Source organism: Pseudomonas sp. ChxA, from assembly GCF_030263855.1.
Taxonomy (GTDB): Bacteria; Pseudomonadota; Gammaproteobacteria; order Pseudomonadales; family Pseudomonadaceae; genus Aquipseudomonas; species Aquipseudomonas fluorescens_CB.
Genome location: NZ_JARPMK010000002.1, coordinates 1,016,156 through 1,040,664 on the forward strand (window position 1 = coordinate 1,016,156; position 24,509 = coordinate 1,040,664).

Annotated in this window: 21 protein-coding genes; 15 read left to right on the forward strand and 6 right to left on the reverse strand. The window is 59.9% G+C overall.

The window, feature by feature from the left end:
• Nucleotides 1-14 precede the first annotated feature (14 nt).
• Nucleotides 15-992: a dipeptidase gene (locus P5706_RS30425; protein ID WP_015373138.1), complete on the reverse strand. Its 978-nt coding sequence runs from the start codon at nt 990-992 to the stop codon at nt 15-17.
• Between the two features lie 219 nt (nt 993-1,211).
• Between P5706_RS30425 and P5706_RS30430 the strand changes: the two genes are divergently transcribed.
• The 3 genes from P5706_RS30430 to P5706_RS30440 all read left to right on the forward strand — a co-directional run bounded on the left by P5706_RS30430 (nt 1,212) and on the right by P5706_RS30440 (nt 2,615).
• The gene (locus P5706_RS30430; RefSeq protein WP_017139363.1) at nt 1,212-1,613 is read left to right on the forward strand and encodes a lysozyme inhibitor LprI family protein; all 402 of its coding nucleotides are present in this window, start codon (nt 1,212-1,214) and stop codon (nt 1,611-1,613) included.
• Between the two features lie 39 nt (nt 1,614-1,652).
• The gene (locus tag P5706_RS30435) at nt 1,653-2,135 is read left to right on the forward strand and encodes a hypothetical protein (protein WP_285684022.1); all 483 of its coding nucleotides are present in this window, start codon (nt 1,653-1,655) and stop codon (nt 2,133-2,135) included.
• Nucleotides 2,136-2,198: 63 nt separating this feature from the next.
• Nucleotides 2,199-2,615, forward strand: coding sequence for a DUF3010 family protein (locus P5706_RS30440; RefSeq protein ID WP_285684936.1), 417 nt, complete (start codon nt 2,199-2,201; stop codon nt 2,613-2,615).
• 349 nt (nt 2,616-2,964) lie between these two features.
• On the opposite strand, the gene P5706_RS30445 is transcribed toward P5706_RS30440, so the two are convergent.
• Nucleotides 2,965-4,155 (reverse strand): AAA family ATPase, encoded by a 1,191-nt coding sequence (locus tag P5706_RS30445; RefSeq protein ID WP_200430379.1) that lies wholly within the window; start codon nt 4,153-4,155, stop codon nt 2,965-2,967.
• A 67-nt stretch (nt 4,156-4,222) separates the two neighbouring features.
• A complete protein-coding gene (locus P5706_RS30450) occupies nt 4,223-5,167 on the reverse strand; it encodes a GlxA family transcriptional regulator (protein WP_285684026.1) in 945 nt (314 codons plus the stop codon).
• Between the two features lie 194 nt (nt 5,168-5,361).
• Between P5706_RS30450 and P5706_RS30455 the strand changes: the two genes are divergently transcribed.
• From P5706_RS30455 to P5706_RS30480, 6 genes are all read left to right on the forward strand, one after another.
• Nucleotides 5,362-6,306: a choline ABC transporter substrate-binding protein gene (locus P5706_RS30455; RefSeq protein ID WP_285684029.1), complete on the forward strand. Its 945-nt coding sequence runs from the start codon at nt 5,362-5,364 to the stop codon at nt 6,304-6,306.
• A gap of 77 nt (nt 6,307-6,383) precedes the next feature.
• A complete protein-coding gene (gene cdhC, locus P5706_RS30460) occupies nt 6,384-7,271 on the forward strand; it encodes a 3-dehydrocarnitine:acetyl-CoA trimethylamine transferase CdhC (RefSeq protein WP_017139368.1) in 888 nt (295 codons plus the stop codon).
• Between the two features lie 125 nt (nt 7,272-7,396).
• Nucleotides 7,397-8,362, forward strand: coding sequence for an L-carnitine dehydrogenase (locus tag P5706_RS30465; protein WP_017476440.1), 966 nt, complete (start codon nt 7,397-7,399; stop codon nt 8,360-8,362).
• A gap of 117 nt (nt 8,363-8,479) precedes the next feature.
• Nucleotides 8,480-8,956: a thioesterase family protein gene (locus tag P5706_RS30470; RefSeq protein WP_285684033.1), complete on the forward strand. Its 477-nt coding sequence runs from the start codon at nt 8,480-8,482 to the stop codon at nt 8,954-8,956.
• A 12-nt stretch (nt 8,957-8,968) separates the two neighbouring features.
• Nucleotides 8,969-10,129 carry a gamma-butyrobetaine dioxygenase gene (locus tag P5706_RS30475; RefSeq protein WP_285684035.1) on the forward strand — a complete coding sequence of 387 codons (1,161 nt, stop codon included), beginning with the start codon at nt 8,969-8,971 and terminating at the stop codon, nt 10,127-10,129.
• Nucleotides 10,130-10,505: 376 nt separating this feature from the next.
• Nucleotides 10,506-10,769: a hypothetical protein gene (locus tag P5706_RS30480; RefSeq protein WP_017139371.1), complete on the forward strand. Its 264-nt coding sequence runs from the start codon at nt 10,506-10,508 to the stop codon at nt 10,767-10,769.
• Between the two features lie 106 nt (nt 10,770-10,875).
• Here P5706_RS30480 and gbdR read toward each other — a convergent pair whose 3' ends face one another.
• Both gbdR and P5706_RS30490 read right to left on the reverse strand, forming a co-directional pair.
• Nucleotides 10,876-11,979 (reverse strand): choline metabolism transcriptional regulator GbdR, encoded by a 1,104-nt coding sequence (gene gbdR, locus P5706_RS30485; protein ID WP_285684039.1) that lies wholly within the window; start codon nt 11,977-11,979, stop codon nt 10,876-10,878.
• 502 nt (nt 11,980-12,481) lie between these two features.
• Nucleotides 12,482-13,858: an L-serine ammonia-lyase gene (locus tag P5706_RS30490; RefSeq protein ID WP_285684041.1), complete on the reverse strand. Its 1,377-nt coding sequence runs from the start codon at nt 13,856-13,858 to the stop codon at nt 12,482-12,484.
• 406 nt (nt 13,859-14,264) lie between these two features.
• Here P5706_RS30490 and P5706_RS30495 point away from each other — a divergent pair, with 406 nt between their 5' ends.
• From P5706_RS30495 to choV, 3 genes are all read left to right on the forward strand, one after another.
• Nucleotides 14,265-15,212, forward strand: coding sequence for a choline ABC transporter substrate-binding protein (locus tag P5706_RS30495; RefSeq protein WP_200430384.1), 948 nt, complete (start codon nt 14,265-14,267; stop codon nt 15,210-15,212).
• Between the two features lie 68 nt (nt 15,213-15,280).
• Complete coding sequence (gene choW / locus P5706_RS30500; RefSeq protein WP_078739495.1) at nt 15,281-16,126, forward strand: choline ABC transporter permease subunit; 846 nt, start codon at nt 15,281-15,283, stop codon at nt 16,124-16,126.
• Nucleotides 16,123-17,301, forward strand: a complete 1,179-nt coding sequence (gene choV, locus P5706_RS30505) for a choline ABC transporter ATP-binding protein (protein ID WP_200430385.1) — start codon at nt 16,123-16,125, stop codon at nt 17,299-17,301. The genes choW and choV overlap by 4 nt, the downstream gene beginning before the upstream one ends.
• Before the next feature lie 168 nt (nt 17,302-17,469).
• Here choV and P5706_RS30510 read toward each other — a convergent pair whose 3' ends face one another.
• A complete protein-coding gene (locus tag P5706_RS30510) occupies nt 17,470-19,404 on the reverse strand; it encodes a BCCT family transporter (RefSeq protein WP_285684938.1) in 1,935 nt (644 codons plus the stop codon).
• A gap of 391 nt (nt 19,405-19,795) precedes the next feature.
• On the opposite strand from P5706_RS30510, the gene betI reads away from it, so the two are divergent.
• From betI to betA, 3 genes are all read left to right on the forward strand, one after another.
• Entirely contained in the window at nt 19,796-20,389 is a 594-nt protein-coding gene (betI, locus tag P5706_RS30515; protein ID WP_145157581.1) for a transcriptional regulator BetI, read from the forward strand.
• Between the two features lie 109 nt (nt 20,390-20,498).
• The gene (gene betB, locus P5706_RS30520) at nt 20,499-21,971 is read left to right on the forward strand and encodes a betaine-aldehyde dehydrogenase (protein ID WP_017139377.1); all 1,473 of its coding nucleotides are present in this window, start codon (nt 20,499-20,501) and stop codon (nt 21,969-21,971) included.
• A gap of 192 nt (nt 21,972-22,163) precedes the next feature.
• Nucleotides 22,164-23,867 carry a choline dehydrogenase gene (gene betA, locus P5706_RS30525; RefSeq protein ID WP_285684052.1) on the forward strand — a complete coding sequence of 568 codons (1,704 nt, stop codon included), beginning with the start codon at nt 22,164-22,166 and terminating at the stop codon, nt 23,865-23,867.
• Nucleotides 23,868-24,509: the final 642 nt, after the last annotated feature.

A 24,509-nucleotide genomic window follows, 5' to 3' on the forward strand; every position in this document is an offset into this window, starting at 1 on the left:
AGAAATGCGGTGGCTTATTCGCCCCAGACGTCCTTGAGGACGTTGACCCAGTTCTCGCCCATGATCTTGCGCACCACGCGTTCGCTGTGGCCGCGCTTGAGCAACGTCTCGGTGAGGTTGGGGAACTCGCCCACGGTGCGGATGCCCAGCGGGTTGATGATCTTGCCGAAGCTGGTCAGGCGGCGGGCGTAGCCCTTGTCATGGGTCAGCATTTCGAAGAAATCCTGGCCATGGCCCTGGGTAAAGTCGGTGCCGATGCCGATGGCGTCTTCGCCGACAATGTTCATGGTGTATTCGATGGCTTCGGCGTAGTCGTCGATGGTCGAATCGATGCCCTTGGCCAGGAACGGCGCGAACATGGTCACGCCAACAAAACCGCCATGGTCGGCAATGAACTTGAGTTCTTCATCGGACTTGTTGCGCGGGTGTTCTTTAAGGCCCGACGGCAGGCAGTGGGAGTAGCACACCGGCTTTTTCGATTCGAGGATGACTTCTTCGCTAGTCTTGGAACCGACGTGGGACAGGTCGCACATGATGCCGACACGGTTCATCTCGCCGACGATCTCACGACCAAAGCCCGACAGCCCACCGTCACGCTCGTAGCAACCGGTGCCCACCAGGTTCTGGGTGTTGTAGCACATCTGCACCACGCCCACGCCGAGCTGCTTGAAGATCTCGACGTAGCCCAACTGGTCTTCGAACGCATGGGCGTTCTGGAAGCCGAAGATGATGCCGGTTTTGCCTTGTTCTTTGGCTTTGCGAATGTCGGCGGTGGTTTTTACCGGGATCACCAGGTCGCTGTTTTCACGGATCAGGGTCTGGCTGGCAACGATGTTGTTGATCGTGGCCTGGAAGCCTTCCCATACCGACACCGTGCAGTTGGCAGCGGTGAGGCCACCTTTGCGCATGTCTTCGAACAGGTCGCGGTTCCACTTGGCAATAATCAGACCGTCGATAACGATGCTGTCGGCGTGCAACTCGGCTGGGCTCATCAGGCGTCCCCTTATTGGCGATTCATGCGCCGAATCGTCTGCCGGCGCTTTGGGGTCAGCATATGCCCAGGGGCAACCTGAGCCGGGTGCAAAAACGACAGGGGAATTGCCGAAAGCGTCAATCAACGACAAAGGCCTACATGACATCGCTGACGGGTGGCTGTTCTTTGTCCCACGCTTGAGCCAGAATTTGCTCATCACCTGATATGAGACGGCGCAATGAAATCGATTTTCCTGGCTTTGGCACTCATCGCAACCGGCGTTCACGCCGCCGAAGACACCGACAGCACGCCTTGCGATGGCATCGAAAACGACAAACAAACCCTGGAATGCGCCACCTATAACAAAACCACCGCCGAGCAATTGCTCAAGGATAACTACCAGGGCTTGCTGGAACGCATGGGTTCAACCTATGGCAGCAACAAGTCGCAGCTGGCCGACATTACCGCTCGTCTGAAGGACGCCCAGCAAAAATGGGAAAAACTGCGCGATGCCGATTGCGCAGTGGACACCTTCCCGGCGGTGAATGGCAGCAAGGACTACGCGATTCAACAGAATGACTGCCTGGCGCGAATGAGTGATGAGCGGTCGGAGTTTTTGGAGTCGATCGGGCAGGAATAAGCCGGATCAATCGCGAAGCACCCTTGAAAAGGAATTCACATGTACTACCCACGCGAAGCGCAGCGGGACTTTCTGTTCACGCGCGCCGTCATGCTGTTTGTCGCCACGTTGGTATTGGCCCTGATGCTGTTTCTTTCCAAGGATCGGGGAGCACCCTATGCCCTGATCAAGGCGTCCCCCGTGGAGACGACCGGGCAAGTGACTCAACTGGAAAGCTTTGGTAACTGGGGCACCATCACCAACGTGTATTACAGCTTCAAACACGACGAACAAGATCAAGACGGTATGGCCACCACCAGCGGCTACGCCGGCGGCCCCGTGTACGAAGTCGGTAGCCCGGTGCAAGTGGTGTACTCGAAATGGTTTCCAAGCGTTCACAACCTCAAGGCCAATTTCAACAGCGGCAGATGGAACTTCTACATCATGAGCGCCAGCGCCGTCCTGATAGCGTTATGTCAGGCCCTGATGTTCTGGACGTTGTTCAAAATCTATCGGCACAAAGAAGAGGATCGACAGTACTGATCTGATTTCGCAGGTGCAACCCAAGGCATGCCTGCGCCAATTTACGCTTACCAAGGCCATTTCATGACTATTTGCGGCATCGAAATCAAAGGCAGCGAAGCCATCATCGCTGTCGCTTCCCTGGACAACCAGGCGCTGACCCATGTGGCCCTGGCCACCAAGAAAATCGCCCTCGATGACGACGATGAGGCGGCTAACGTAAAAGCCTTCGCTGCCCACGTGAAGGCGTTTGTGCAAGAAAACGCCATCACCCGCATCGCGATCAAGAAGCGCAGCAAGAAAGGCGAATTCGCCGGTGGCCCGACCACGTTCAAGATTGAAGGGGTGTTTCAGTTGCTCGACGGCGTTGAGGTGACATTGCTGTCGCCGCAGACCATCAATGCGCAGAACAAGAAGCACGATTTTGCCCTGCCGGCGACGCTGAACAAGTATCAGCATGAGGCCTACAAGGCGGCATGCTCGGCTCTGGTAAAGAAATAAAGCCACACCACCAATCAATGTGGGAGCTGGCTTGCCTGCGATGGCGGTCTGCCAGATAAAGCTACACTGCCTGATCTACCGCTATCGCAGCATGGGTATCTACACAACCGGTTAGCACGAAGTCTGTGGCAGGTGGGCTGTCGTGGCGAGCAGGCTTGTCCTGCGTTGGGCTGCGAAGCGGCCCCAGTAAAGGCACTGCAATTTTCCTGAAAGTACTCAGTGTCTGGGTTTGGGGCCGCTTCGCAGCCCAACGCAGGACAAGCCTGCTCGCCACAGGAGAAAGTGGCGGCCTTCAAAAGTTGTGTAGATACCTATGGCTATCGCAGGCAAGCCAGCTCCCACATTTGATTTATGGTGTCTTGGAGTTCGGTGTACGGCTTCTGTGCAGCAGCCAATCGCCAAAGGATTTGTCTTCCAGGGCATACCCGCCGCGGCTCGACTTCCACACCAACTCTTTGTCACGCAAGGCATCGATACAGGCCTGAATGGTCTGGGTGCCCGGCACCACGTCGCTGCCCATGTCCTCCAGTGCCTTACTCACAGCAGTGAGTGTGCTATCGGTAAACGGCGCAAAGGGTTCGTTGTTCTGCGAACGCACCACCATCACCTCCAATACTGCACGCTGGGGAATGGTGAGGTTGTTCCACGCGCTTTCAAACTCGGTCCACACGCCGGCACGCAGCAGTTCAGCGCGACTGTGCAGCAGTTGGCCCAGGTTGCTCGCCTCGCCCAACTCCAACGCCACTTCGCCGATGATGGTACGCAGCATCTCTGGGCGACGGCCGACCAATTCGAAGGCTTCGTCGATGTCCGCAGCGTTGAACTGATTGGTGCTGGCCAAATGCGCGTTGAGGTGCACGGTGTAGGCCTGGGTAAATTCTTTGCCGAGCAAGGGAAACGGCGTGATGCTGGAGCCGAAGAATGGCTGGCTTTTACCGAGGACCAAATGCGCGAGCTTGTCGCGATTGGAGCCGGTGAAGACCAGGCGCAAGCCACTGCCCTCCTCGTCACGGCCTTGGTTGAGCTGGTCTCGGGCAGCTTTCAACGCGAACATCGCGTTGATGCCGGACTCGGTGGTCAGTGCGTGCTGCGCTTCATCAATCACCAGCACGACAGGCTTTTCGGCAGCGCTGTGGAGCAACTCCAAGGCTTGAGTCAACGTTGCACCCACCGGCAATTGAGGCTTGGTGAAGTCCCAGGACAGGGTACGCAGAAAGCTGAGTTTCTCGATTCCAATACTCTTGGCCAGTTTGCGAATGCCCTTTTCATAGGGCACCAGAGCCGCGGCAATCGCGCTGGCGATCAGCTCCGCCGGATCTTTCTCTTTATCAGCCCAGAGATCCACGTACACCGCCAGCCAACCCCGCAGTTGACACTCCGGGATCAGGTCTTCGCGCAAAAAAGTGCTTTTGCCAGTGCGACGCGGCGCAGCGAGAAACAGGCCAGAGGTAAAATCCTGAATACCGGCCCCCACCAAACCATCGGCAATGCTGCTTGCCAGGGCGGGGCGGCGGAATACGAAGCCGCTGTTCTTCGACATGGTTTATACTCAATTATGGAAGGGACTATAAATTATAGTGCCGAGTATAATTAACTATAATTGCCCGTCAAACCACCTCCCGTCGCCGATCCTCCCTCGGGCACTTGGCAAACCGCGCCCTGTAGCTGCGGGTAAAGTACGACGGCGACTCAAACCCACACGCAATGCTCACTTCCAGCACGCTCATGTCGCTCTGGCGCAATAGCTGCCGGGCTTTTTCCAGGCGCAGGCCGAGGTAGAAGTTGCTCGGGGTGTCGTTCAAGTGCAGACGAAACAGCCGCTCAAGCTGGCGCCGCGTGACCTTGATGGCCTCGGCCAACGCCAGCGTGCTCAGCGGCGGTTCGCTGTGTTGTTCCATCTCGCCGATCACCTGCACCAGCTTCTTGTTGTTGATGCCGTAGCGCGTGGCGATCTGCATGCGCTGGTGGTCTTTGCGTGGGCGGATGCGCCCGAGTACGAATTGCTCGGAGACCTGGATCGCCAGGTCCGGGCCGTGGGCCTGGGCGATCAGGTCGAGCATCAGGTCGATGGAGGCGGTGCCGCCGGCGCAGGTGATGCGCCGGCGGTCGATCTCGAACAGCTCCTGGGTCACCGTGAGCTGTGGATAAGATTCCTTGAAAGCGTCGATGGCTTCCCAGTGCAGGGTGAGGCGGTGGCCGTCGAGCAAGCCTGCTTCGGCGAGCACACAGGCGCCGGTGTCGATGGCGCCGAGGGTGACGCCGTCGTGGTCGAGGCGGCGCAGCCAGTGTTCCAGCGTGGGCGTGGTGAACTTCAAGGGTTCGAAGCCTGCGACTACCATCAGCGTCGCGCCCTTTTTCAGCGGTTCCAGCGCGGCGTCGGCGTTCACCGACATGCCATTGCTCGCCAGCACCGCGCCGCCATCGGCACTCAACACGTGCCAGCGGTACAGCTCGCCGCGAAAGCGGTTGGCCACGCGCAGCGGTTCCAGCGCGGAGATAAAGCCGATGGCCGAGAAACCCGGCATCAGCAAGAAGTAGAAATCCTGGGACATGGTGGCGCTCTCGTAGGACGGGCAGCGTGCTCACTGTGATACGCCAGTTCAACCAGCCATTCAAGAGCACAGGTCGCTGCAGTGCAAGAGCTGGTCGCCGCCGTGCGCTTTGCCTCCCCTCAAGCTGCGTAACTTGATCCCACGGCGCACAAAGACGCCGGACCCCACAATAACGACCTGCCGAGGGATCCACCATGAACCGACTGATCAGCCGCTGCGTGCTTGCACTCAGCGCCAGCGCCATCTTGAGCACCAGCGTATTCGCGGCCGACGCAGAATCTTGCCGGAACGTGCGCATGGGCGTGGTGAACTGGACCGACGTGATCGCCACCAGCGCCATGACCCAAGTGTTGCTCGACGGCCTCGGCTACAAGACCAAACAGACCAGCGCCTCCCAGCAAATCATCTTCGCCGGTATTCGTGACCAGCGCCTGGACCTGTTCCTGGGCTACTGGAACCCGCTGATGACCCAGACCATCACGCCGTTTGTCGACGCCAAGCAGGTCAAAGTCCTCGACAAACCGAGTCTGGAAGATGCGCGCGCCACCCTCGCGGTGCCGACTTACCTGGCGGATAAAGGCCTGAAAACCTTCGCCGATATCGCCAAGTTTGAAAAAGAACTGGGCGGCAAGATCTACGGCATCGAGCCAGGCTCGGGCGCCAATACCCAGATCAAGGCGATGATCGCCAAGAATCAATTCGGCCTCGGAAAGTTCCAGTTGGTGGAGTCCAGCGAAGCCGGGATGCTCGCCGCCGTCGACCGCGCCGTGCGCCGCAAAGAGGCCGTGGTGTTCTTCGGCTGGGCGCCGCACCCAATGAACGTCAACGTCGCCATGACTTACCTCACCGGCAGCGACGACGCCCTGGGCCCGAATGAAGGCATGGCCACGGTGTGGAGCGTCACTTCGCCGACCTACGCCGAGCAGTGCCCCAACGTACACAAATTGCTGACCAACCTGACCTTCACCGCCGCCGACGAGAGCCGGATGATGCAGCCGTTGCTGGATCACAAAGACGCCCTCGAGTCTGCCAGGCAGTGGCTCAAGGACCACCCGCAAGACCAGCAGCGCTGGCTCGAAGGCGTGACCACCTTCGATGGCAAACCGGCCGCAGCCAACCTGCAATTGACCAGCAAATAACCTGATTCGCATCACCGTATCGCAGCCGCTGTTGGCTGCGAACGGCATCACTACGCCCGCCTGTAAGGAACCGCCTCATGAACCACGACGTCATCATCACCTGCGCACTCACCGGTGCTGGCGACACGACCAGCCGCAGCCCACACGTGCCGGTCACTCCCAAACAAATCGCCGCAGCCGCGGTGGAAGCCGCCAAGGCCGGCGCCACCGTGGTGCACTGCCATGTGCGTGACCCGCAAACCGGCAAGTTCAGCCGCGATGTGGCGCTGTACCGCGAAGTGATGGAGCGCATCCGCGAGGCCGACATCGACATCATCGTCAACCTCACCGCCGGTATGGGCGGCGACCTGGAAATCGGCGGCGGCGAGAACCCGATGGAGTTCGGCCCCAACACCGACCTGGTCGGCCCGCTGACGCGCCTGGCCCATGTTGAGGAGTTGCTGCCGGAGATCTGCACCCTGGACTGCGGCACGCTCAACTTTGGCGATGGCGACACCATTTACGTGTCCACCCCGGCGCAGTTGCGGGCGGGCGCCAAGCGTATTCAAGAGCTGGGTGTGAAGGCCGAGCTGGAAATTTTCGACACCGGCCACCTGTGGTTTGCCAAGCAGATGATCAAGGAAGGTTTGCTCGACAACCCGTTGTTCCAGCTGTGCCTGGGCATCCCGTGGGGCGCACCGGCCGACACCACCACCATGAAAGCCATGGTCGACAACCTGCCTGCCGACGCGGTATGGGCCGGTTTTGGTATCGGCCGCATGCAAATGCCCATGGCGGCGCAAGCCGTGCTGCTGGGCGGCAACGTGCGGGTCGGTCTGGAAGACAACCTGTGGCTGGACAAAGGCGTGCTCGCCACTAACGGCCAGCTGGTGGAACGTGCCAGTGAAATCCTCAGCCGCCTCGGTGCCCGGGTCATGACCCCGGCGGAAGGCCGCATCAAGATGGGCCTGACCAAGCGCGGCTGATTTATCCAAACATCACCGAACCCCGTGGGAGCCGGGCTTACAGGGAGCTTGCTCCCGCTGGGGTGCGAAGCGCCCCCAAAAGCCAGCTCCCACCTTGATCACCGAATTATTCAGGGATTGTCGACATGAGCTTTATCACCGAAATCAAAACCTTCGCCGCCCTCGGCAGCGGCGTTATCGGCAGCGGCTGGGTATCCCGCGCCCTGGCCCACGGCCTGGATGTGGTCGCCTGGGACCCGGCGCCTGGCGCTGAAGCGGCCCTGCGCAAACGCGTCGCCAACGCCTGGGGCGCCTTGGAGAAACAAGGCCTGGCACCAGGCGCCTCCCAGGACCGCCTGCGCTTTGTCGCCACCATTGAAGAATGCGTGAAAGACGCCGACTTCATCCAGGAAAGCGCCCCGGAACGCCTGGAGCTGAAGCTGGAATTGCACAGCAAGATCAGCGCGGCCGCCAAGCCGAACGCACTGATCGGCTCCAGCACCTCGGGCCTGTTGCCGAGTGAATTCTACGAGGGTTCAACCCACCCGGAACGCTGTGTGGTCGGCCACCCGTTCAACCCGGTTTACCTGCTGCCACTGGTGGAAGTGGTGGGCGGTAAAAACACCGCACCGGAGGCGATTCAAGCAGCGATCAAGGTGTATGAATCCCTCGGCATGCGCCCGCTGCATGTGCGTAAGGAAGTGCCAGGGTTTATCGCCGACCGTTTGCTCGAAGCGCTGTGGCGTGAGGCGTTGCACCTGGTCAATGATGGCGTGGCGACCACCGGTGAAATCGACGATGCGATTCGTTTTGGCGCTGGTTTGCGTTGGTCGTTCATGGGCACATTCCTGACTTACACCCTCGCGGGCGGCGATGCCGGCATGCGGCACTTCATGGCCCAGTTCGGCCCGGCGTTGCAGTTGCCGTGGACGTATTTGCCTGCACCGGAGCTGACCGACAAGTTGATTGATGATGTGGTCGATGGCACCAGTGATCAGCTGGGTAAGCACAGCATTTCGGCGCTGGAGCGCTATCGTGATGATTGCCTGCTGGCGGTGCTTGAGGCGGTGAAGACTACTAAGGAAAAACACGGTATGACTTTCGCTGAATAACCGCTGTTGATCACTGTGGGAGCTGGCTTACCTGCGATGGCGATGCAAGATCCACCATTGCCATCGCAGGCAAGCCAGCTCCCACAATTGACCGAGTACATTTTCGGAATCCACACCATGCCTGCGCTCACGACTTACACCACCCACATCCAGCCCGACTGGGTCGACTACAACGGCCACCTGCGTGATGCGTTCTACCTGCTGATCTTCAGCTACGCCACCGACGCGCTGATGGACACCCTCGGGCTGGACAGCGAAAACCGCGAAGCCAGCGGCCACTCGCTGTTCACCCTGGAACTGCACCTCAACTACCTGCACGAAGTAAAACTCGGCGCCGAGGTGGAGGTGCACACCCAACTGATCGCCCACGACGCCAAGCGGTTGCACCTCTATCACAGCCTGCACCTTGTGGGCGATGCGAAGGAACTGGCCGGCAACGAACAGATGCTGCTGCACGTCGATCTGGCGGGGCCGCATTCGGCGCCGTTTACCGAGGCCACGCTGGACAAACTCATCGCCATCAGCGCCGAACAGGCCGACCTGCCGCGCCCTGCCTTGCTGGGCCGAGTGATTGGATTACCGCCTAAAAAATAACAAGGAGCGCATATGCAAACCGCCACCGCTGTTGCCGATTTCCGTACTTACCCGAAGATCTGCGACCTTGCCGAGGCGCAGGTGCTGGACGATCAGATTCGCGTGCGGTGGGCCGATGGGCGTGTCAGCCCGTTTCATCATCAGTGGCTGCGCGATAACTGCCCGTGCAGCGCATGCGTGTACAGCGTGACCCGCGAGCAGGTGCTGGAAATTGTCGATGTGGACGAGCATCTGCGCGCCGTCAGCGCGCGCATCGATCAAGGTTTTCTGAGTGTGGAGTGGCACGGCGGCCATCGCAGCCAGTACGACCCTGGCTGGTTGCGCGCCCACGCCTATGACGACCAATCGCGCGCCGAACGCCGTGCGGCCAAACCCAAGTCGCAATTGTGGGACAGCGCATTCGAGCTGCCCTTATTTGAATACTCTGCGGTGATGCAAGACCCCAAAGCCCTGCTGCAATGGCTGTTGGCCGTGCGTGACTGCGGCCTTACGCAAATCCGTGGCGTGCCCACCGAGCCAGGCTCTCTGGCGCTGATCGCCAAGCGCATTTCGTTTATTCGCGAGAGCAATTTTGGCGTGCTATTCAACGTGCAATCCAAGGCCGATGCCGACAGTAACGCCTACACCGCTTTCAACCTGCCGCTGCACAGTGATTTGCCGACACGGGAGCTGCAACCGGGGCTGCAGTTTCTGCATTGCCTGGTGAACGATGCCGATGGTGGCGAGAGCATTTTTGTCGACGGGTTTGCCATCGCCCAGGCGCTGCGCAGCGAAGATCCCGAGGCGTTTCGTGCACTGTGTGAAACCCCCGTGGAGTTTCGCAATAAAGACCGGCACAGCGACTATCGCCGCCTGGCACCGATTATTGCGCTGGATGCCTTGGGCGATGTGGCAGAGATTCGCATGGCCAACTTTTTGCGTGGGCCGTTTGAGGCCAGCGTGGAGCAGATGCCGTTGTTGTACCGGGCGTATCGGTGCTTTATTGCGATGACGCGCGAAGACCGCTTCCGCCTGGTCAAGCGCCTGAATCCGGGTGAACTGTGGTGCTTTGATAACCGCCGCACTTTGCATGCGCGCAATGCGTTTGACCCGGCTTCGGGGGCGCGGCATTTTCAGGGTTGCTACATTGATCGGGATGAGTTGCTCTCAAGGATTCTGGTGTTGCAGCGGTAGACCGCGGTGCGGCCATCGCAGGCAAGCCAGCTCCCACATTTGACCGAGTTCCAAAGTTGGAATGCAGTCAAATGTGGGAGCGGGCTTGCTCGCGAAAAGGCCAGCACAGCCACCACAAACCCCAGCCAAAAAAAGCCCCGGGCCAGCCGTGACTGGATCGGGGCAGAGTGCTTGGTGTGAGCGTGACATCCCGAGGGTGACCAAACCTTCAAGGTGCGTGCCTGGCCTTCAGTGTGCCTATTACTGCAATCGGTAAATGACCCGAAAACGACCTGTTCATAGCCATCTGAGCCATTCGTGGATTCTGCCCTTGCCGACCGGCCGAGGGCCTACCAGAATCCCAATCAACCCCGCTCCCTACACCAGGATAAACGTCATGATGCACGCGGACTTGATTGACCAGGATGACCTGCTGAGCCAACTGCGCTCGCTGGGTTTTGAGGTATCCAGCGGCGCCAGCGCCGAACAGGCTTGCGAGTGCGCGGTGCGCGGGTTGAGCGCCGCACGCGCCAAGGCGCTAAAGGGCATGGTGGAGCAGATGTACACCGGCAGCGCGACGATATTGCCGGCTGTGCGCCAGGCGATCGACAAGCAGTTGTTGCCGGCTTTGGTGCAGTTCAAGCAGAGTTCTGGCGCCTGATAGATCGCATTCGCGAGCAAGCCCGCTCCCACATTTGACCGAGTTCCATCTTTGAAATGCAGTCGAATGTGGGAGCGGGCTTGCTCGCGAATGCAGCCACCTCGGTCTAGAGCCTTACACTCGCGAAAGTCGACTCATTACGCGCCTGGCTCAACGCCGACATCGGCCCCGACAACGGTGACAATACCAGCGCCTGCGGAATCGGCATCATCGCCACTTGCTGGGTGGTGTTGGAACCTACGCGCTCATCGCGTGGCGGAATGCCAAAGTATTCGCGGTAGCACTTGGAGAAGTGCGGCGTGGACACAAACCCGCACACCGAGGCCACTTCGATGATCGACATCGGCGTTTGCTTGAGCAACTGCCGCGCACGGATCAGGCGCAATTTGAGGTAGTAACGCGACGGCGAGCAGTGCAGGTATTTCTGGAACAGCCGCTCCAGCTGGCGGCGCGACACGGCGACATAGACCGCCAGCTCATCCAGGTCGATCGGCTCTTCGAGGTTGGCTTCCATCAGCGCGACGATTTCCTGCAGCTTCGGCTGGTTGGTGCCGAGCATATGCTTGAGCGGCACACGCTGGTGATCCTGTTCATTGCGGATGCGTTCGTACACAAACATCTCGGAGATGGCGGCCGACAATTCACGGCCGTGGTCGCGGCTGATCAGGTGCAGCATCATGTCCAGCGGCGCGGTGCCGCCCGAGCTGGTAAAGCGGTTACGGTCGAGGGTGAACAGGCGCGTGCTCATGGCCACACGCGGGAAAGCTTCCTGCATCGAGGCCAGGCATTCCCAGTGCACGCTGCAATCAAAGCCATCGAGCAAACCGGCGCAGGCCAAGGCCCAACTGCCGGTGCAGACCGCGCCAAGACGGCGCGACTGACGCGCCTGGGCTTGCAGCCACGACACATGCTCACGGGTCACGGTGCGCTGGATACCCACGCCGCCGCAGACGATGATGGTGTCCAGGGCCGGGGCTTTGTGCATGGAGGCATCGGGGGTGATTTGCAGACCGTCGCTGGCCCACACCTGGCTTCCGTCGACACTCAGGGTCGTCCAGCGATACAGCTCGCGGCCGGACAGCTGGTTGGCCATGCGCAGCGGTTCCACTGCCGACGCCAGGGAAATCAGCGTGAAATTGTCCAGCAGCAAAAAGCCGATGGATTGAGGCGCACGGTTCTGGGGTTGAGCCCCTGAGTTGAACGACGTCATCGCGGTATCTCCTCACACAAAGCGGGTGATGGCCTCAGGCGAGGCTCTTGTTATTGCGCTCGTCTCCAGCAAGAAGCGAGGCTTTAAATGGATAGAGCAAATGCCATGCCTAAAATTGAATGGCCGTCCAATAACTCCTAAAAACGACCTGATGACGCGTCTATATAAGCCCGCGCGGGGAGTGCGGGATATGGCCCGAAATCGACGTAAGACCGGCCCTGCTCAAGGGGTGTGAGCAGATCGGTAGCACTTGTGGGAAGGCGCTTTGCGGGCGTAGGGAAAGTCTGTCACCGCACGCACGGGTGACGGGTGGTGGGGCGCGGAATCGTTCGCAAGCTACTTATCTATTTGCGACGCGCTAAAAGGTGGCGCTTTTGGATCCGGGTGTTCACTTTATGCGCAGTGGTGCTGCAACTACCGCTATCGCAGGCAAGCCAGCTCCCACAGGAGAATGCATTCCAAATGTGGGAGCTGGCTTGCCTGCGATGGCGGTATCACTGAATCAACACTCTACTGCGCTGACCGCCAAGCCACCCCGTGAGGTCTCTTTGTACTTGTCATGCATATCCGCGCCGGTATCGCGCATGGTGCGGATCACCCGGTCCAGGGAAATAAAGTGCTGGCCATCACCGCGCAGCGCCATTTGCGCCGCGTTGATCGCCTTCACCGCCGCGATCGCATTACGCTCGATGCACGGCACTTGCACCAGCCCACCGACCGGGTCGCAGGTCAGGCCGAGGTTATGTTCCAGGCCAATTTCGGCAGCGTTGCACAGTTGCTCCGGCGTGGCGCCGAGGATCTCGGCCAGTCCCGCAGCCGCCATGGCGCAAGCAGAACCGACTTCGCCCTGGCAGCCGACTTCGGCGCCGGAGATCGAGGCGTTCTTCTTGCACAGAATCCCGACCGCCGCAGCCCCGAGCAAATAGTCGACCACGTTGGCTTCAGTGACCTCTTCGCTGAACTTCATAAAGTAGTGCAGCACCGCCGGAATAATCCCCGCTGCGCCATTGGTGGGTGCGGTGACCATGCGCCCACCGGCGGCGTTTTCTTCATTGACTGCCAAGGCGAACAGGTTGACCCATTCCATGGCACTCAAGGTTGAGCCGATCACATTCGGTTTGCCCAACTCCTGCAAACTGCGGTGCAGCTTGGCCGCGCGACGACGCACATTCAGGCCGCCGGGCAGGATGCCTTCGTGCTTGAGGCCCTGCTCCACGCAGTCCTGCATGGCGCGCCAGAGTTTCATCAGGCCGCTGCGGATTTCTTCTTCGCTGCGCCAGGTTTTTTCGTTGGCCAGCATCAATTCGGCAACGCGCAGGTTGTGGGTCTTGCACAGCTGCAACAGCTCCACCGCACTGGAAAAATCATACGGCAGCTCGGTGCGGTCCATGTCCGCCACGCCGCTTTGCGCCTGGGCCTCATCCACCACAAAACCGCCGCCGACCGAATAGTAGGTGTCGCGGTGCAGCTCGCCCTCATCACCGAACACCACCAGGGTCATGGCGTTGGGGTGGAATGGCAGGTTTTCGTCGAGCAGGCGCATGTCGCGCGCCCAGATAAAGGGCACCGGCAAACGCCCGTCGAGCAACAGCGTGCCGGTCTCACGCAGGGTGTGAATGCGCAGGCCGATCTGCGACGGGTCAATTGCGTCCGGCCATTCGCCCATCAAGCCCATGATAGTAGCGGTGTCGCTGCCGTGGCCGATGCCGGTGGCCGACAACGAACCATAGAGCTGAACTTCAACGCGACGTACTTGTTCCAACATTCCACGTTCACGCAAGTGCTGAACGAACAACGCTGCGGCGCGCATGGGGCCGACGGTGTGAGAACTCGAAGGCCCGATGCCGATCTTGAACAGGTCGAAAACACTGATAGCCATTGCCGTGAAACTCCTCGATGGGCACGGGCGACCTGCTACGCTGAACTCGCCCGAATAGCGGCATCATCAAGCTTTTGTTGCCCCTCACGGCGTCTCACACCGACGTAACCATGCTCAGCAGCGCCGCCCTGGCACGAACGGGCGTTTTGGCCGTTTTTAGCGGTGCAGATCGTTTAAAACAGCAGTTTTGCCGTTGAAAAAATCTGTAAGCGACGTCACCGACACTGGATACGACCATCCCTGTACTGGATACGACGCCCCCTGTAGGCGTCAGATTTTCACTGGTACATGATCAGTCTCGACTCGTTTGCAAGGCATCGTGCCGTCAGCTTGAAGCACGCCCCAACCGCAACACTTATAAAGCGCGGCAAATGCCGCCAGAAAAAAGACACAGGAGTCTACCCAGATGAAAGGTTCACCCTCGTTGTTGTTGGCCGCCATGTTGAGTCTGCCAGCCCTGGCGCACGCTGCAGAACCGGCACAATGTCAGACCGTCAACTTCTCCGATGTCGGCTGGACCGACATCACCGTCACCACCGCAACCACCAGTGAAGTGCTCAAGGGCTTGGGCTACAAGCCACGCACAACGATGATCTCGGTACCGGTGACCTACAAGTCGCTGGCCGACGGCAAGAACATGGACATCTTCCTCGGCAACTGGATGCCGACCATGGAAAACGACATCAAGCAGTACCGTGATGCCGGCACCGTGGAAACCGTGCGCGCCAACCTGGAGAACGCCAAGTACACCCTGGCCGTACCCGAGGCGCTGTATAACAAAGGCCTGAAAGACTTCGCCGATATCGTCAAATTCAAGGATGAACTGGGCGGCAAGATCTACGGCATCGAGCCGGGTAACGACGGCAACCGCACCATTCAAACCCTCATCGACAAAGACGCCTTCGGCCTGAAAACCGCAGGCTTCAAAGTGGTGGAGTCCAGCGAAGCCGGGATGCTCTCGCAAGTGGAACGCGCCACCAAGCGCGACCAGGCCATCGTGTTCCTCGGCTGGGAACCGCACCCGATGAACACCCGCTTCAAGATGAAGTACCTGACCGGCGGTGACGATTCGTTCGGCCCCAACTACGGCCAGGCCACCATCTACACCAACGTTCGCAAGGGCTACACCCAGGAATGCAGCAACGTCGGTCAGTTGCTGAAAAACCTGTCGTTCACCCTGAACATGGAAAGCACCCTGATGGGTAAAGTCCTCGACGACAAACAAAAACCCGACGCAGCCGCCAAAGCCTGGCTCAAAGCCAACCCGCAAGTGCTCGACACTTGGCTTGCAGGTGTGACCACTGTCGATGGCAAACCGGGTCTGGAGGCCGTTAAAGCGTACCTCGCCAAGTAATCACCGCTGACCCCAGGCCGGTGCGCTGGCCTGGGATGTTTTCCCTTCGCATGTGGACATTCACTACCATGCTGACTGAACATAAAATCCCACTAGGCCAGTACATCGCTGCCTTCGTCGAATGGTTGACCCAACATGGCGCCAACTACTTCGACGCAATCGCATCGACCCTGGAAACGATGATCCACGGCGTGACGTTCGCGCTGACCTGGTTCAATCCGCTGGCATTGATCGGTCTGATTGCGCTGCTGGCTCACTTTATTCAACGTAAATGGGGCCTGACGGTGTTTGTCATCGCCTCCTTCCTGCTGATCCTCAACCTGGGGTACTGGCAGGAAACCATGGAAACCCTCGCGCAGGTGTTGTTCGCCACCCTGGTCTGCGTGGTTATCGGTGTGCCGCTGGGCATTGTTGCCGCACACAAACCGCTGTTCTACACCATGATGCGGCCGGTGCTCGATCTGATGCAGACCGTACCGACCTTCGTCTACCTCATCCCTACCCTGACCCTCTTCGGGCTGGGTGTGGTGCCTGGTTTGATCTCCACGGTGGTGTTCGCGATTGCCGCGCCTATCCGCCTGACCTACCTGGGCATCCGCGATGTACCGCAAGAGTTGATGGACGCCGGCAAGGCCTTTGGCTGCTCGCGCCGTCAGTTGCTCTCACGCATTGAACTGCCCCACGCCATGCCGAGCATTGCCGCCGGCATTACCCAATGCATCATGCTGTCGTTGTCGATGGTGGTGATCGCGGCCCTGGTGGGCGCCGACGGCCTCGGCAAGCCGGTGGTCAACGCACTCAACACCGCTGACATCGCCCTAGGCTTTGAAGCCGGCCTGGCAATCGTATTGCTGGCCATCATGCTCGACCGCATCTGCAAACAACCCGACGCCAAAGTAGGGGGTGATGCATGAGCATTATCCGATTCGACAATGTCGACGTGATCTTCTCCAAAGACCCACGCGAAGCGCTCAAGCTGCTGGACCAGGGCATGAGCCGTAACGAGATCCTGAAAAAGACCGGGCAGATCGTCGGCGTTGAAAAAGCCAGCCTGGACGTTGAGAAAGGTGAGATCTGCGTGCTGATGGGGCTGTCCGGCTCCGGCAAATCAAGCTTGCTGCGCTGCATCAACGGCCTCAACACCGTGAGCCGTGGCCAGCTGTTTGTAGAGCATGAAGGTCGCCAGATCGACATCGCTTCGTGCACGCCGGCCGAGCTGAAAATGATGCGCACCAAGCGCATCGCCATGGTGTTCCAGAAGTTCGCACTGATGCCGTGGCTGACCGTGCGCGAAAACATCAGCTTCGGCCTTGAGATGCAGGGCCGCCCAGAGAAAGAACGGCGCGCGCTGGTGGATGAAAAACTTGAGCTGGTGGGCCTCGCCCAATGGCGCAACAAGAAGCCCGACGAGCTGTCCGGCGGCATGCAGCAGCGCGTCGGCCTGGCCCGCGCCCTGGCGATGGACGCCGATATCCTGCTGATGGACGAACCCTTCTCGGCCCTCGACCCGCTGATCCGCCAAGGCCTGCAAGACGAATTGCTGGAGCTGCAACGCAAGCTGAGCAAGACCATCGTGTTCGTGAGCCACGACCTCGATGAGGCGCTGAAGTTGGGCAGCCGCATCGCGATCATGAAAGACGGCAAGATCATCCAGTACAGCGTGCCGGAAGAAATCGTGCTGAACCCGGCGGACGACTATGTGCGCACCTTCGTCGCCCATACCAACCCGCTGAACGTGCTGTGCGGCCGCAGCCTGATGCGTACCGTAGAGAACTGCACCCACGTCAACGGCTCCATCAGCCTGGACCCGGGCGGCGATTCGTGGCTGGACCTGGCCGAAGGCAATGTGATCAAGGGCGCACGCCAGAACGGCACGCCGTTGAACCTGCAGAACTGGGCGCCGGGGCAAGCGGTGGAAGGTTTGGGCCGCGTGCCGACGCTGGTGGATTCCAATATCGGCATGCGCGATGCGTTGCAGATTCGCTACCACACGGGGAACAAGCTGGTGTTGCATAACAACAACCAGGTGGTGGGGATATTGGGGGATAGCGAGCTGTACCATGCCCTGCTGGGCAAGAACCTGGGCTAGTCGGCACCGCAAAACCAACTGAAGAAACTGAGTCAATGTGGGAGCTGGCTTGCCTGCGATAGCTTTAGTGAATTCACCACCGCTATCGCAGGCAAGCCAGCTCCCACATTTGACCCCATTCCACGCTTGAAAAAGCGGCGCCAGTGACGGCGCCGCTCGGCTCAACTATCAGCTATAGACACGGCCAAGGAGCTGCCGATGGCTTTCAAACTGATCGAGCACGTCCCGGGTGATCTGTTCCTGGGCAAAGCCCATCAGGTCATATTCCTGAGGTCCGTTGTGCAGGTAGACCTCGGCCCGGTAGTAACGGGTGCGCTCTTCTTCGGGCAGGTCGCTCGGTGCCGAGGAGTAAGCATCCAGGCTCACTTCATAGACAAACGGGTTGCCCTCTTCCATCTCGATGCGCACACCGATGCAGCGCTTGGATTTACCCAACAAGGTCTGCACTTCCAGCCCTTGGTCACGCAGCGCAATCGCCGCTTCTTCCAACGCCGGCGTAACGTGCTTGTCCATAAAGCGCTGTACGGTGCCCTGGCTCGGTTGCAGGTCCAGCGCGGTCAAACGCTCGCTGAAACCACGACGGCCACGCTCGGCCAATTGCGCCTGCTCCTGTTCGATGGCCACATCCTGGCGCATCGCCTTGTGCAAACCGAACATAAACAAAATCAGCACCACCGAGAACGGCAGCCCCGCCAGCACTACCATGGTTTGCATGGCTTCGAAGTTACCCGCGAACAGCAGGCCGATGGTCACCAGGGTGATCACCACCGACCAGAAGATCCGCAGCCAGTGCGGCGCATCTTCATCCACATTGCCGCCCTTGCACGAAAGGTTGGCCATCATCACCGCGCCCGAATCCGCCGGGGTCAGGAACAGCACAAAGCCCACGAAGATCGACACGCCAATCACGATTTTCGACGCCGGGTAATGCTCAAGCAATTGGTAGATGGCCATGGACGGTTGCTCCAGCGCCGTCTTGCCCAATTCCACTGCACCGTGGTTCAGCACCAGGTCCAGCGCCGAGTTACCGAAGATCGACAACCACGCCAGGGTGAAGCCCAGCGGGATCAGCAGCACGCCGGCCACCAGCTCACGCACGGTACGACCACGCGAGATACGCGCGATGAACATGCCTACAAATGGCGCCCAGGAAATCCACCAGGCCCAGTAGAACAGGGTCCACAGGCCCATCCAGCGCTCGGTCTTGTCGGCGTCGCCTTCGTACACATACAGGTCGAAAGTTTTCAGGATGATGCCGTTGAGGTAGTCACCGGTGTTCTGCACCAGGCCATTGAGCAGGTGCAAGGTCGGGCCGAACAACAGCACAAAGATCAGCAAGCCGCTGAACAGCACGATGTTGAGGTTGGACAGGCGGCGAATGCCGTTTTCCACACCCGACACGGCAGCGATGGTCGCCACGGTGCTCATCACGATGATAACGATCAGCAGGTTGGTGTTGCTGTGCTGCATGCCGAACAGGTTTTCAAGCCCCGACGACACTTGCATCGAACCAATCCCCAGGTTCGTCACCAGGCCCAGCAGGGTCACGAACATGCCGAAACCGTCCACCGCGTGGCCGGCTGCGCCTTTGACCCAACGCTCGCCCACCAGCGGGTACAGCGCCGAACGCAAGGCCAGCGGCTGGTTATGACGGTACGCGAAGTACGCCACGGCCAGGCCGACCAGCGCATAAATCGCCCAGCCGTGCAGGCCCCAGTGCAGGAACGTCAACTGCAACGCCTGGCGGGCTGCGCCATTGCTGGCGGCGGCACCTTCGGGCGGGTTGAAGTAGTGGTCCAAAGGCTCGGAAGCGCCGAAGTACAGCAGCGAGATGCCGATGCCCGACGAGAACAACATGCCGGCCCAGGCGCCGTAGCTGAAGTCCGGGGTGTCGTCCTTGCTGCCCAGTTTCAATTTACCGTAGGACGAAAACGCCAGGCCGACCACAAACACCAGGTAGGCAGCGATGACCACCATGTAATACCAGCCGAAGCTTTTCGACAGCCACGCCTGGGCTACGCCGAGCATGCGCCCGGCCTCCTGCGGGGCGATGATCAAAATGGCGGTCAACAACAGAATGAGCGCGGTGGAGGTGTAGAACACCCAACCGTTGACCCTGACCTTTTCCGGCGGGGTCTTTATAAGAGAGGCAGAACTCATGGCGCAGATGCTCCGGGCAGTGCGAGAGAGAAACACAAGGCAACGGTTATCCCGGGACATCGATTTTTCGGCAGTCGACGGACGGGTGTTATAAAGACACCCCGAAAATTCTTGAGCCACGCCGAGGCAGTGGCCAGGCCCTGATACGGCCTGTTTCAAGGGTTTTTGCAGGTGTCAGAGGACGTTGCTCACAGGTAGGAAAAATCTGTAGGCAGCGACCATTTGTCGCAGATCTTATTCTTTGTTGATTGAACGTTCAATCAAAACAAAATAGACTGGCCATCAAGCCGACGGACGTTTAACGCCCAACGGCAGGCCTAAGGAGAGGTGCTACATGCCCAAGGTCGGTATGCAACCCATACGCCGCCAGCAGTTGATCGAAGCCACCTTGACGGCCATCGATCAGGTTGGAATGGGAGATGCCAGCATTGCGCTGATCGCCCGTTTGGCCGGCGTTTCGAACGGCATCATCAGTCACTACTTTCAGGACAAGAACGGCCTGATTGCCGCGACGATGCGGTACTTGATGAATGTGCTGATCGAGAACGTCCACGAACGCAGGCAAGCGTTGAAAGACGACAGCCCACGGGCGCACCTTCGGGTGATCATCGAGGGCAACTTCGACGCCAGCCAGGTCAACGGACCGGCAATGAAAACCTGGCTGGCCTTCTGGGCCACCAGCATGCACCACCCGTCATTGCACAGGTTGCAGCGGATCAACGATCAACGTCTGTATTCCAACCTGTGCTGCCAGTTCCGCCGAGTGCTACCGCTGCCGCACGCACGCAAAGCAGCCCGAGGCCTGGCGGCCCTGATCGACGGTTTGTGGTTGCGCGGCGCCCTGTCGGGAGACGCTTTCGACACGGAGCAGGCGCAACGGATCGCTTACGAATACATGGATTTCCAATTGGCCAAGCAGGTGAGTTAGAGCACACATAAACGCTCAACCCCTGAACGTCTGCCGCTCAGTGTTGCCACAACCCCATGGCCCACTTTCGGCGGGTAACGCCAACCACTTATGCACTTGCGAGGACTTTATGGCCCGTTTCGAACTGCAAAAACTCTACATTGACGGCGGCTACAGCGACGCTGGCAGCGATGCCACCTTCGAAGCCATCAACCCGGCTAACGGTGAAGTTCTCGCCCAAGTGCAACGCGCCACCAAGGAAGATGTGGAACGTGCCGTGGTCAGCGCCGAAAAAGGCCAGAAAATCTGGGCTGCCATGACCGCCATGGAGCGTTCGCGCATCCTGCGTCGTGCCGTCGACATCCTGCGCGAGCGCAACGATGAGCTGGCCGCCCTGGAAACCCTGGACACCGGTAAAGCCTTCTCCGAAACCCAATACGTCGACATCGTCACCGGCGCCGACGTGCTGGAATACTACGCAGGCCTGGTGCCAGCCATCGAAGGCGAGCAGATCCCACTGCGCGACACTTCGTTCGTCTACACCCGCCGCGAACCGCTGGGCGTAGTAGCCGGTATCGGCGCGTGGAACTACCCGATCCAGATCGCCCTGTGGAAATCCGCACCGGCCCTGGCGGCGGGTAACGCAATGATCTTCAAGCCAAGCGAAGTCACTTCGCTGACCACCCTGAAACTGGCCGAGATCTACACCGAAGCTGGCGTTCCAGCCGGTGTGTTCAACGTGTTGACCGGCAGCGGCCGCGAAGTCGGCACCTGGCTGACCGAGCACCCGCGCATCGAGAAAGTCTCGTTCACCGGCGGCACCGACACCGGCAAAAAAGTCATGGCCAGCGCTTCGAGTTCCTCGCTCAAAGAAGTGACCATGGAACTGGGTGGCAAATCGCCGCTGATCGTGTTCGAAGATGCCGACCTCGATCGCGCCGCCGACATCGCCATGATGGCCAACTTCTACAGCTCCGGTCAGGTCTGCACCAACGGTACTCGCGTGTTCGTACCCAAGCACCTGCAAGCGGCGTTCGAAGCCAAGATCGTTGAGCGCGTTGCGCGCATTCGCGTTGGCAACCCGCAAGACGAGAACACCAACTTCGGCCCGCTGGTCAGCTTCGCCCACATGGAAAGCGTGCTCGGCTACATCGCCAAAGGTAAGGAAGAAGGCGCCCGCGTACTGTGCGGCGGCGACCGCCTCACCGACGGCGAATTCGCCAAAGGCGCCTACGTGGCTCCGACTGTGTTCACCGACTGCACTGACGAGATGACCATCGTCCGTGAAGAAATCTTTGGCCCAGTAATGAGCATCCTCACTTACGAGACCGAAGAAGAAGTGATCCGCCGCGCCAACGACACCGACTTCGGCCTGGCCGCAGGTTTGGTGACCAAGGACCTGAACCGCGCCCACCGCGTGATTCATCAGCTGGAAGCGGGTATTTGCTGGATCAACGCCTGGGGCGAATCCGACGCCAAGATGCCGGTTGGCGGCTACAAGCAGTCGGGCGTTGGCCGTGAGAACGGCATCAGTTCGCTGAACAACTTCACCCGCATCAAATCGGTACAGGTTGAGCTGGGCGACTACGCCTCGGTGTTCTAAACCACAGGCGCCTGGGAGTCGCCTTTGTGGCGAGGGAGCTTGCTCCCGTTGGGCTGCGCAGCAGCCCCATCCCAGGCCCCGCAGTTCTCCAGACCGAACTCGTTCGCTGGTTTTGCGACTGCTACGCAGTCGAGCGGGAGCAAGCTCCCTCGCCACAAAAGCAGCTTGAACCACTTATATGAGGGTGCATTTATGTCCCAAGAATACGATTACATCATTGTGGGTGCCGGCTCCGCCGGTAACACCCTGGCGACCCGTCTGACCGAAGACGAAGGCGTCACCGTCCTGCTGCTGGAAGCCGGCGGCCCGGACTACCGTTTTGACTTCCGTACCCAAATGCCGGCCGCACAGGCGTTCCCGCTGCAAGGCCGTCGCTACAACTGGGCCTACGAAACCGACCCAGAGCCACACATGGACGGCCGTCGGATGGAATGCGGTCGCGGCAAAGGCCTGGGCGGTTCTTCGCTGATCAACGGCATGTGCTACATCCGTGGCAACGCCCTGGACTACGACAACTGGTCGAAGCTGCCAGGTCTGGAAAACTGGACCTACCTCGACTGCCTGCCGTATTTCCGTAAAGCCGAAACCCGCGACATCGGCCCCAACGACTACCACGGTGGCGACGGCCCGGTCAGCGTGACCACGCCTAAAGCCGGCAACAACCCGTTGTTCCACGCTATGGTTGAAGCCGGTGTACAGGCCGGTTACCCACGTACCGACGACCTGAACGGCTACCAGCAAGAAGGCTTCGGCCCGATGGACCGTACCGTCACGCCTAAAGGCCGTCGCGCCAGCACCGCACGCGGTTACCTGGACACGGCCAAGAAGCGCTCGACCCTGACCATCGTCACCCACGCCCTCACCGACAAAGTGTTGTTTGAAGGCAAGCGTGCCGTGGGCGTGCGTTACCTGATCGGCGCGGCTGAAGAGCGTGTTGAAGCCCGTGCGCGTAAAGAAGTACTGGTGTGCAGCGGCGCAATCGCTTCGCCGCAACTGCTGCAACGCTCCGGTGTGGGCCCGGCCAAACTGCTGGAAAGCCTCGACATCCCGGTGGTCCACGACCTGCCCGGCGTCGGCGAAAACCTGCAGGATCACCTTGAGCTGTACCTGCAATACGCCTGCACTCAGCCAGTGTCGCTGTACCCATCGCTGCTCTGGTACAACCAGCCGGCCATCGGTGCCGAGTGGCTGTTCAATGGCACCGGCATCGGCGCCAGCAACCAGTTCGAAGCGGGCGGTTTTATCCGCACCCGTGAAGAATTCGATTGGCCGAACATTCAGTACCACTTCCTGCCGGTGGCAATTAACTACAACGGCAGCAATGGTGTGAAAGAGCACGGTTTCCAAGCACACATGGGTTCCATGCGTTCGCCAAGCCGTGGCCGCGTGCAATTGAAGTCGAAGAACCCACGGGACTACCCGAGCATCCTCTTCAACTACATGGCCACCGAGCAGGACTGGCAGGAATTCCGTGACGGCATCCGCCTGACCCGTGAAATCATGCAGCAGCCGGCGCTGGACCAATACCGTGGCCGTGAAATCAGCCCGGGTATTGAGGTGCAAACCGATGAGCAGTTGGACAAGTTCATCCGCGAGCACGCCGAGACTGCGTTCCACCCGTCCTGCTCGTGCAAAATGGGCACCGACGAGATGGCTGTAGTGGATGCCGAAGGCCGCGTGCATGGCATGCAGGGTCTGCGTGTTGTGGATGCGTCGATCATGCCGATCATCACCACCGGCAACCTCAACGCGCCGACGATCATGATCGCCGAGAAAATCGCCGACAAGATCCGTGGCCGCCAGCCACTGCCGCGCAGCACTGCCGACTACTACGTGGCAGGCGATGCGCCGGTGCGTGGCAAGCCGATGCGTGAAGTCGGCCCGACCGCGCAGTAACCGATACCTCTGTGGCGAGCGAGCTTGCTCGCGCTGGAGTGCGAAGCGCTCCCAGGATTTTGGGGCCGCTACGCAGCCCAGCGGGAGCAAGCTCCCTCGCCACCGGTGATTGATCACCTAGTCGACCCGACCGCGCAGTAACCGATACCTCTGTGGCGAGCGAGCTTGCTCGCGCTGGAGTGCGAAGCGCTCCCAGGATTTTGGGGCCGCTACGCAGCCCAGCGGGAGCAAGCTCCCTCGCCATGGGTGATTGATCACCTAGTCGACCCTACCGCGCAGTAACTGATACCTCTGTGGCGAGCGAGCTTGCTCGCGCTGGAGTGCGAAGCGCTCCCAGGATTTTGGGGCCGCTACGCAGCCCAGCGGGAGCAAGCTCCCTCGCCATGGGTGATTGATCACCTAGTCGACCCTACCGCGCAGTAACTGATACCTCTGTGGCGAGCGAGCTTGCTCGCGCTGGAGTGCAAAGCGCTCCCAGGATTTTGGGCCCGCTACGCAGCCCAGCGGGAGCAAGCTCCCTCGCCACAGGTGATTGATCACCTAGTCGGCCCGACCGCGCAGTAACCGATACCCCTGTGGCGAGCGAGCTTGCTCGCGCTGGAGTGCGAAGCGCTCCCAGGATTTTGGGCCCGCTACGCAGCC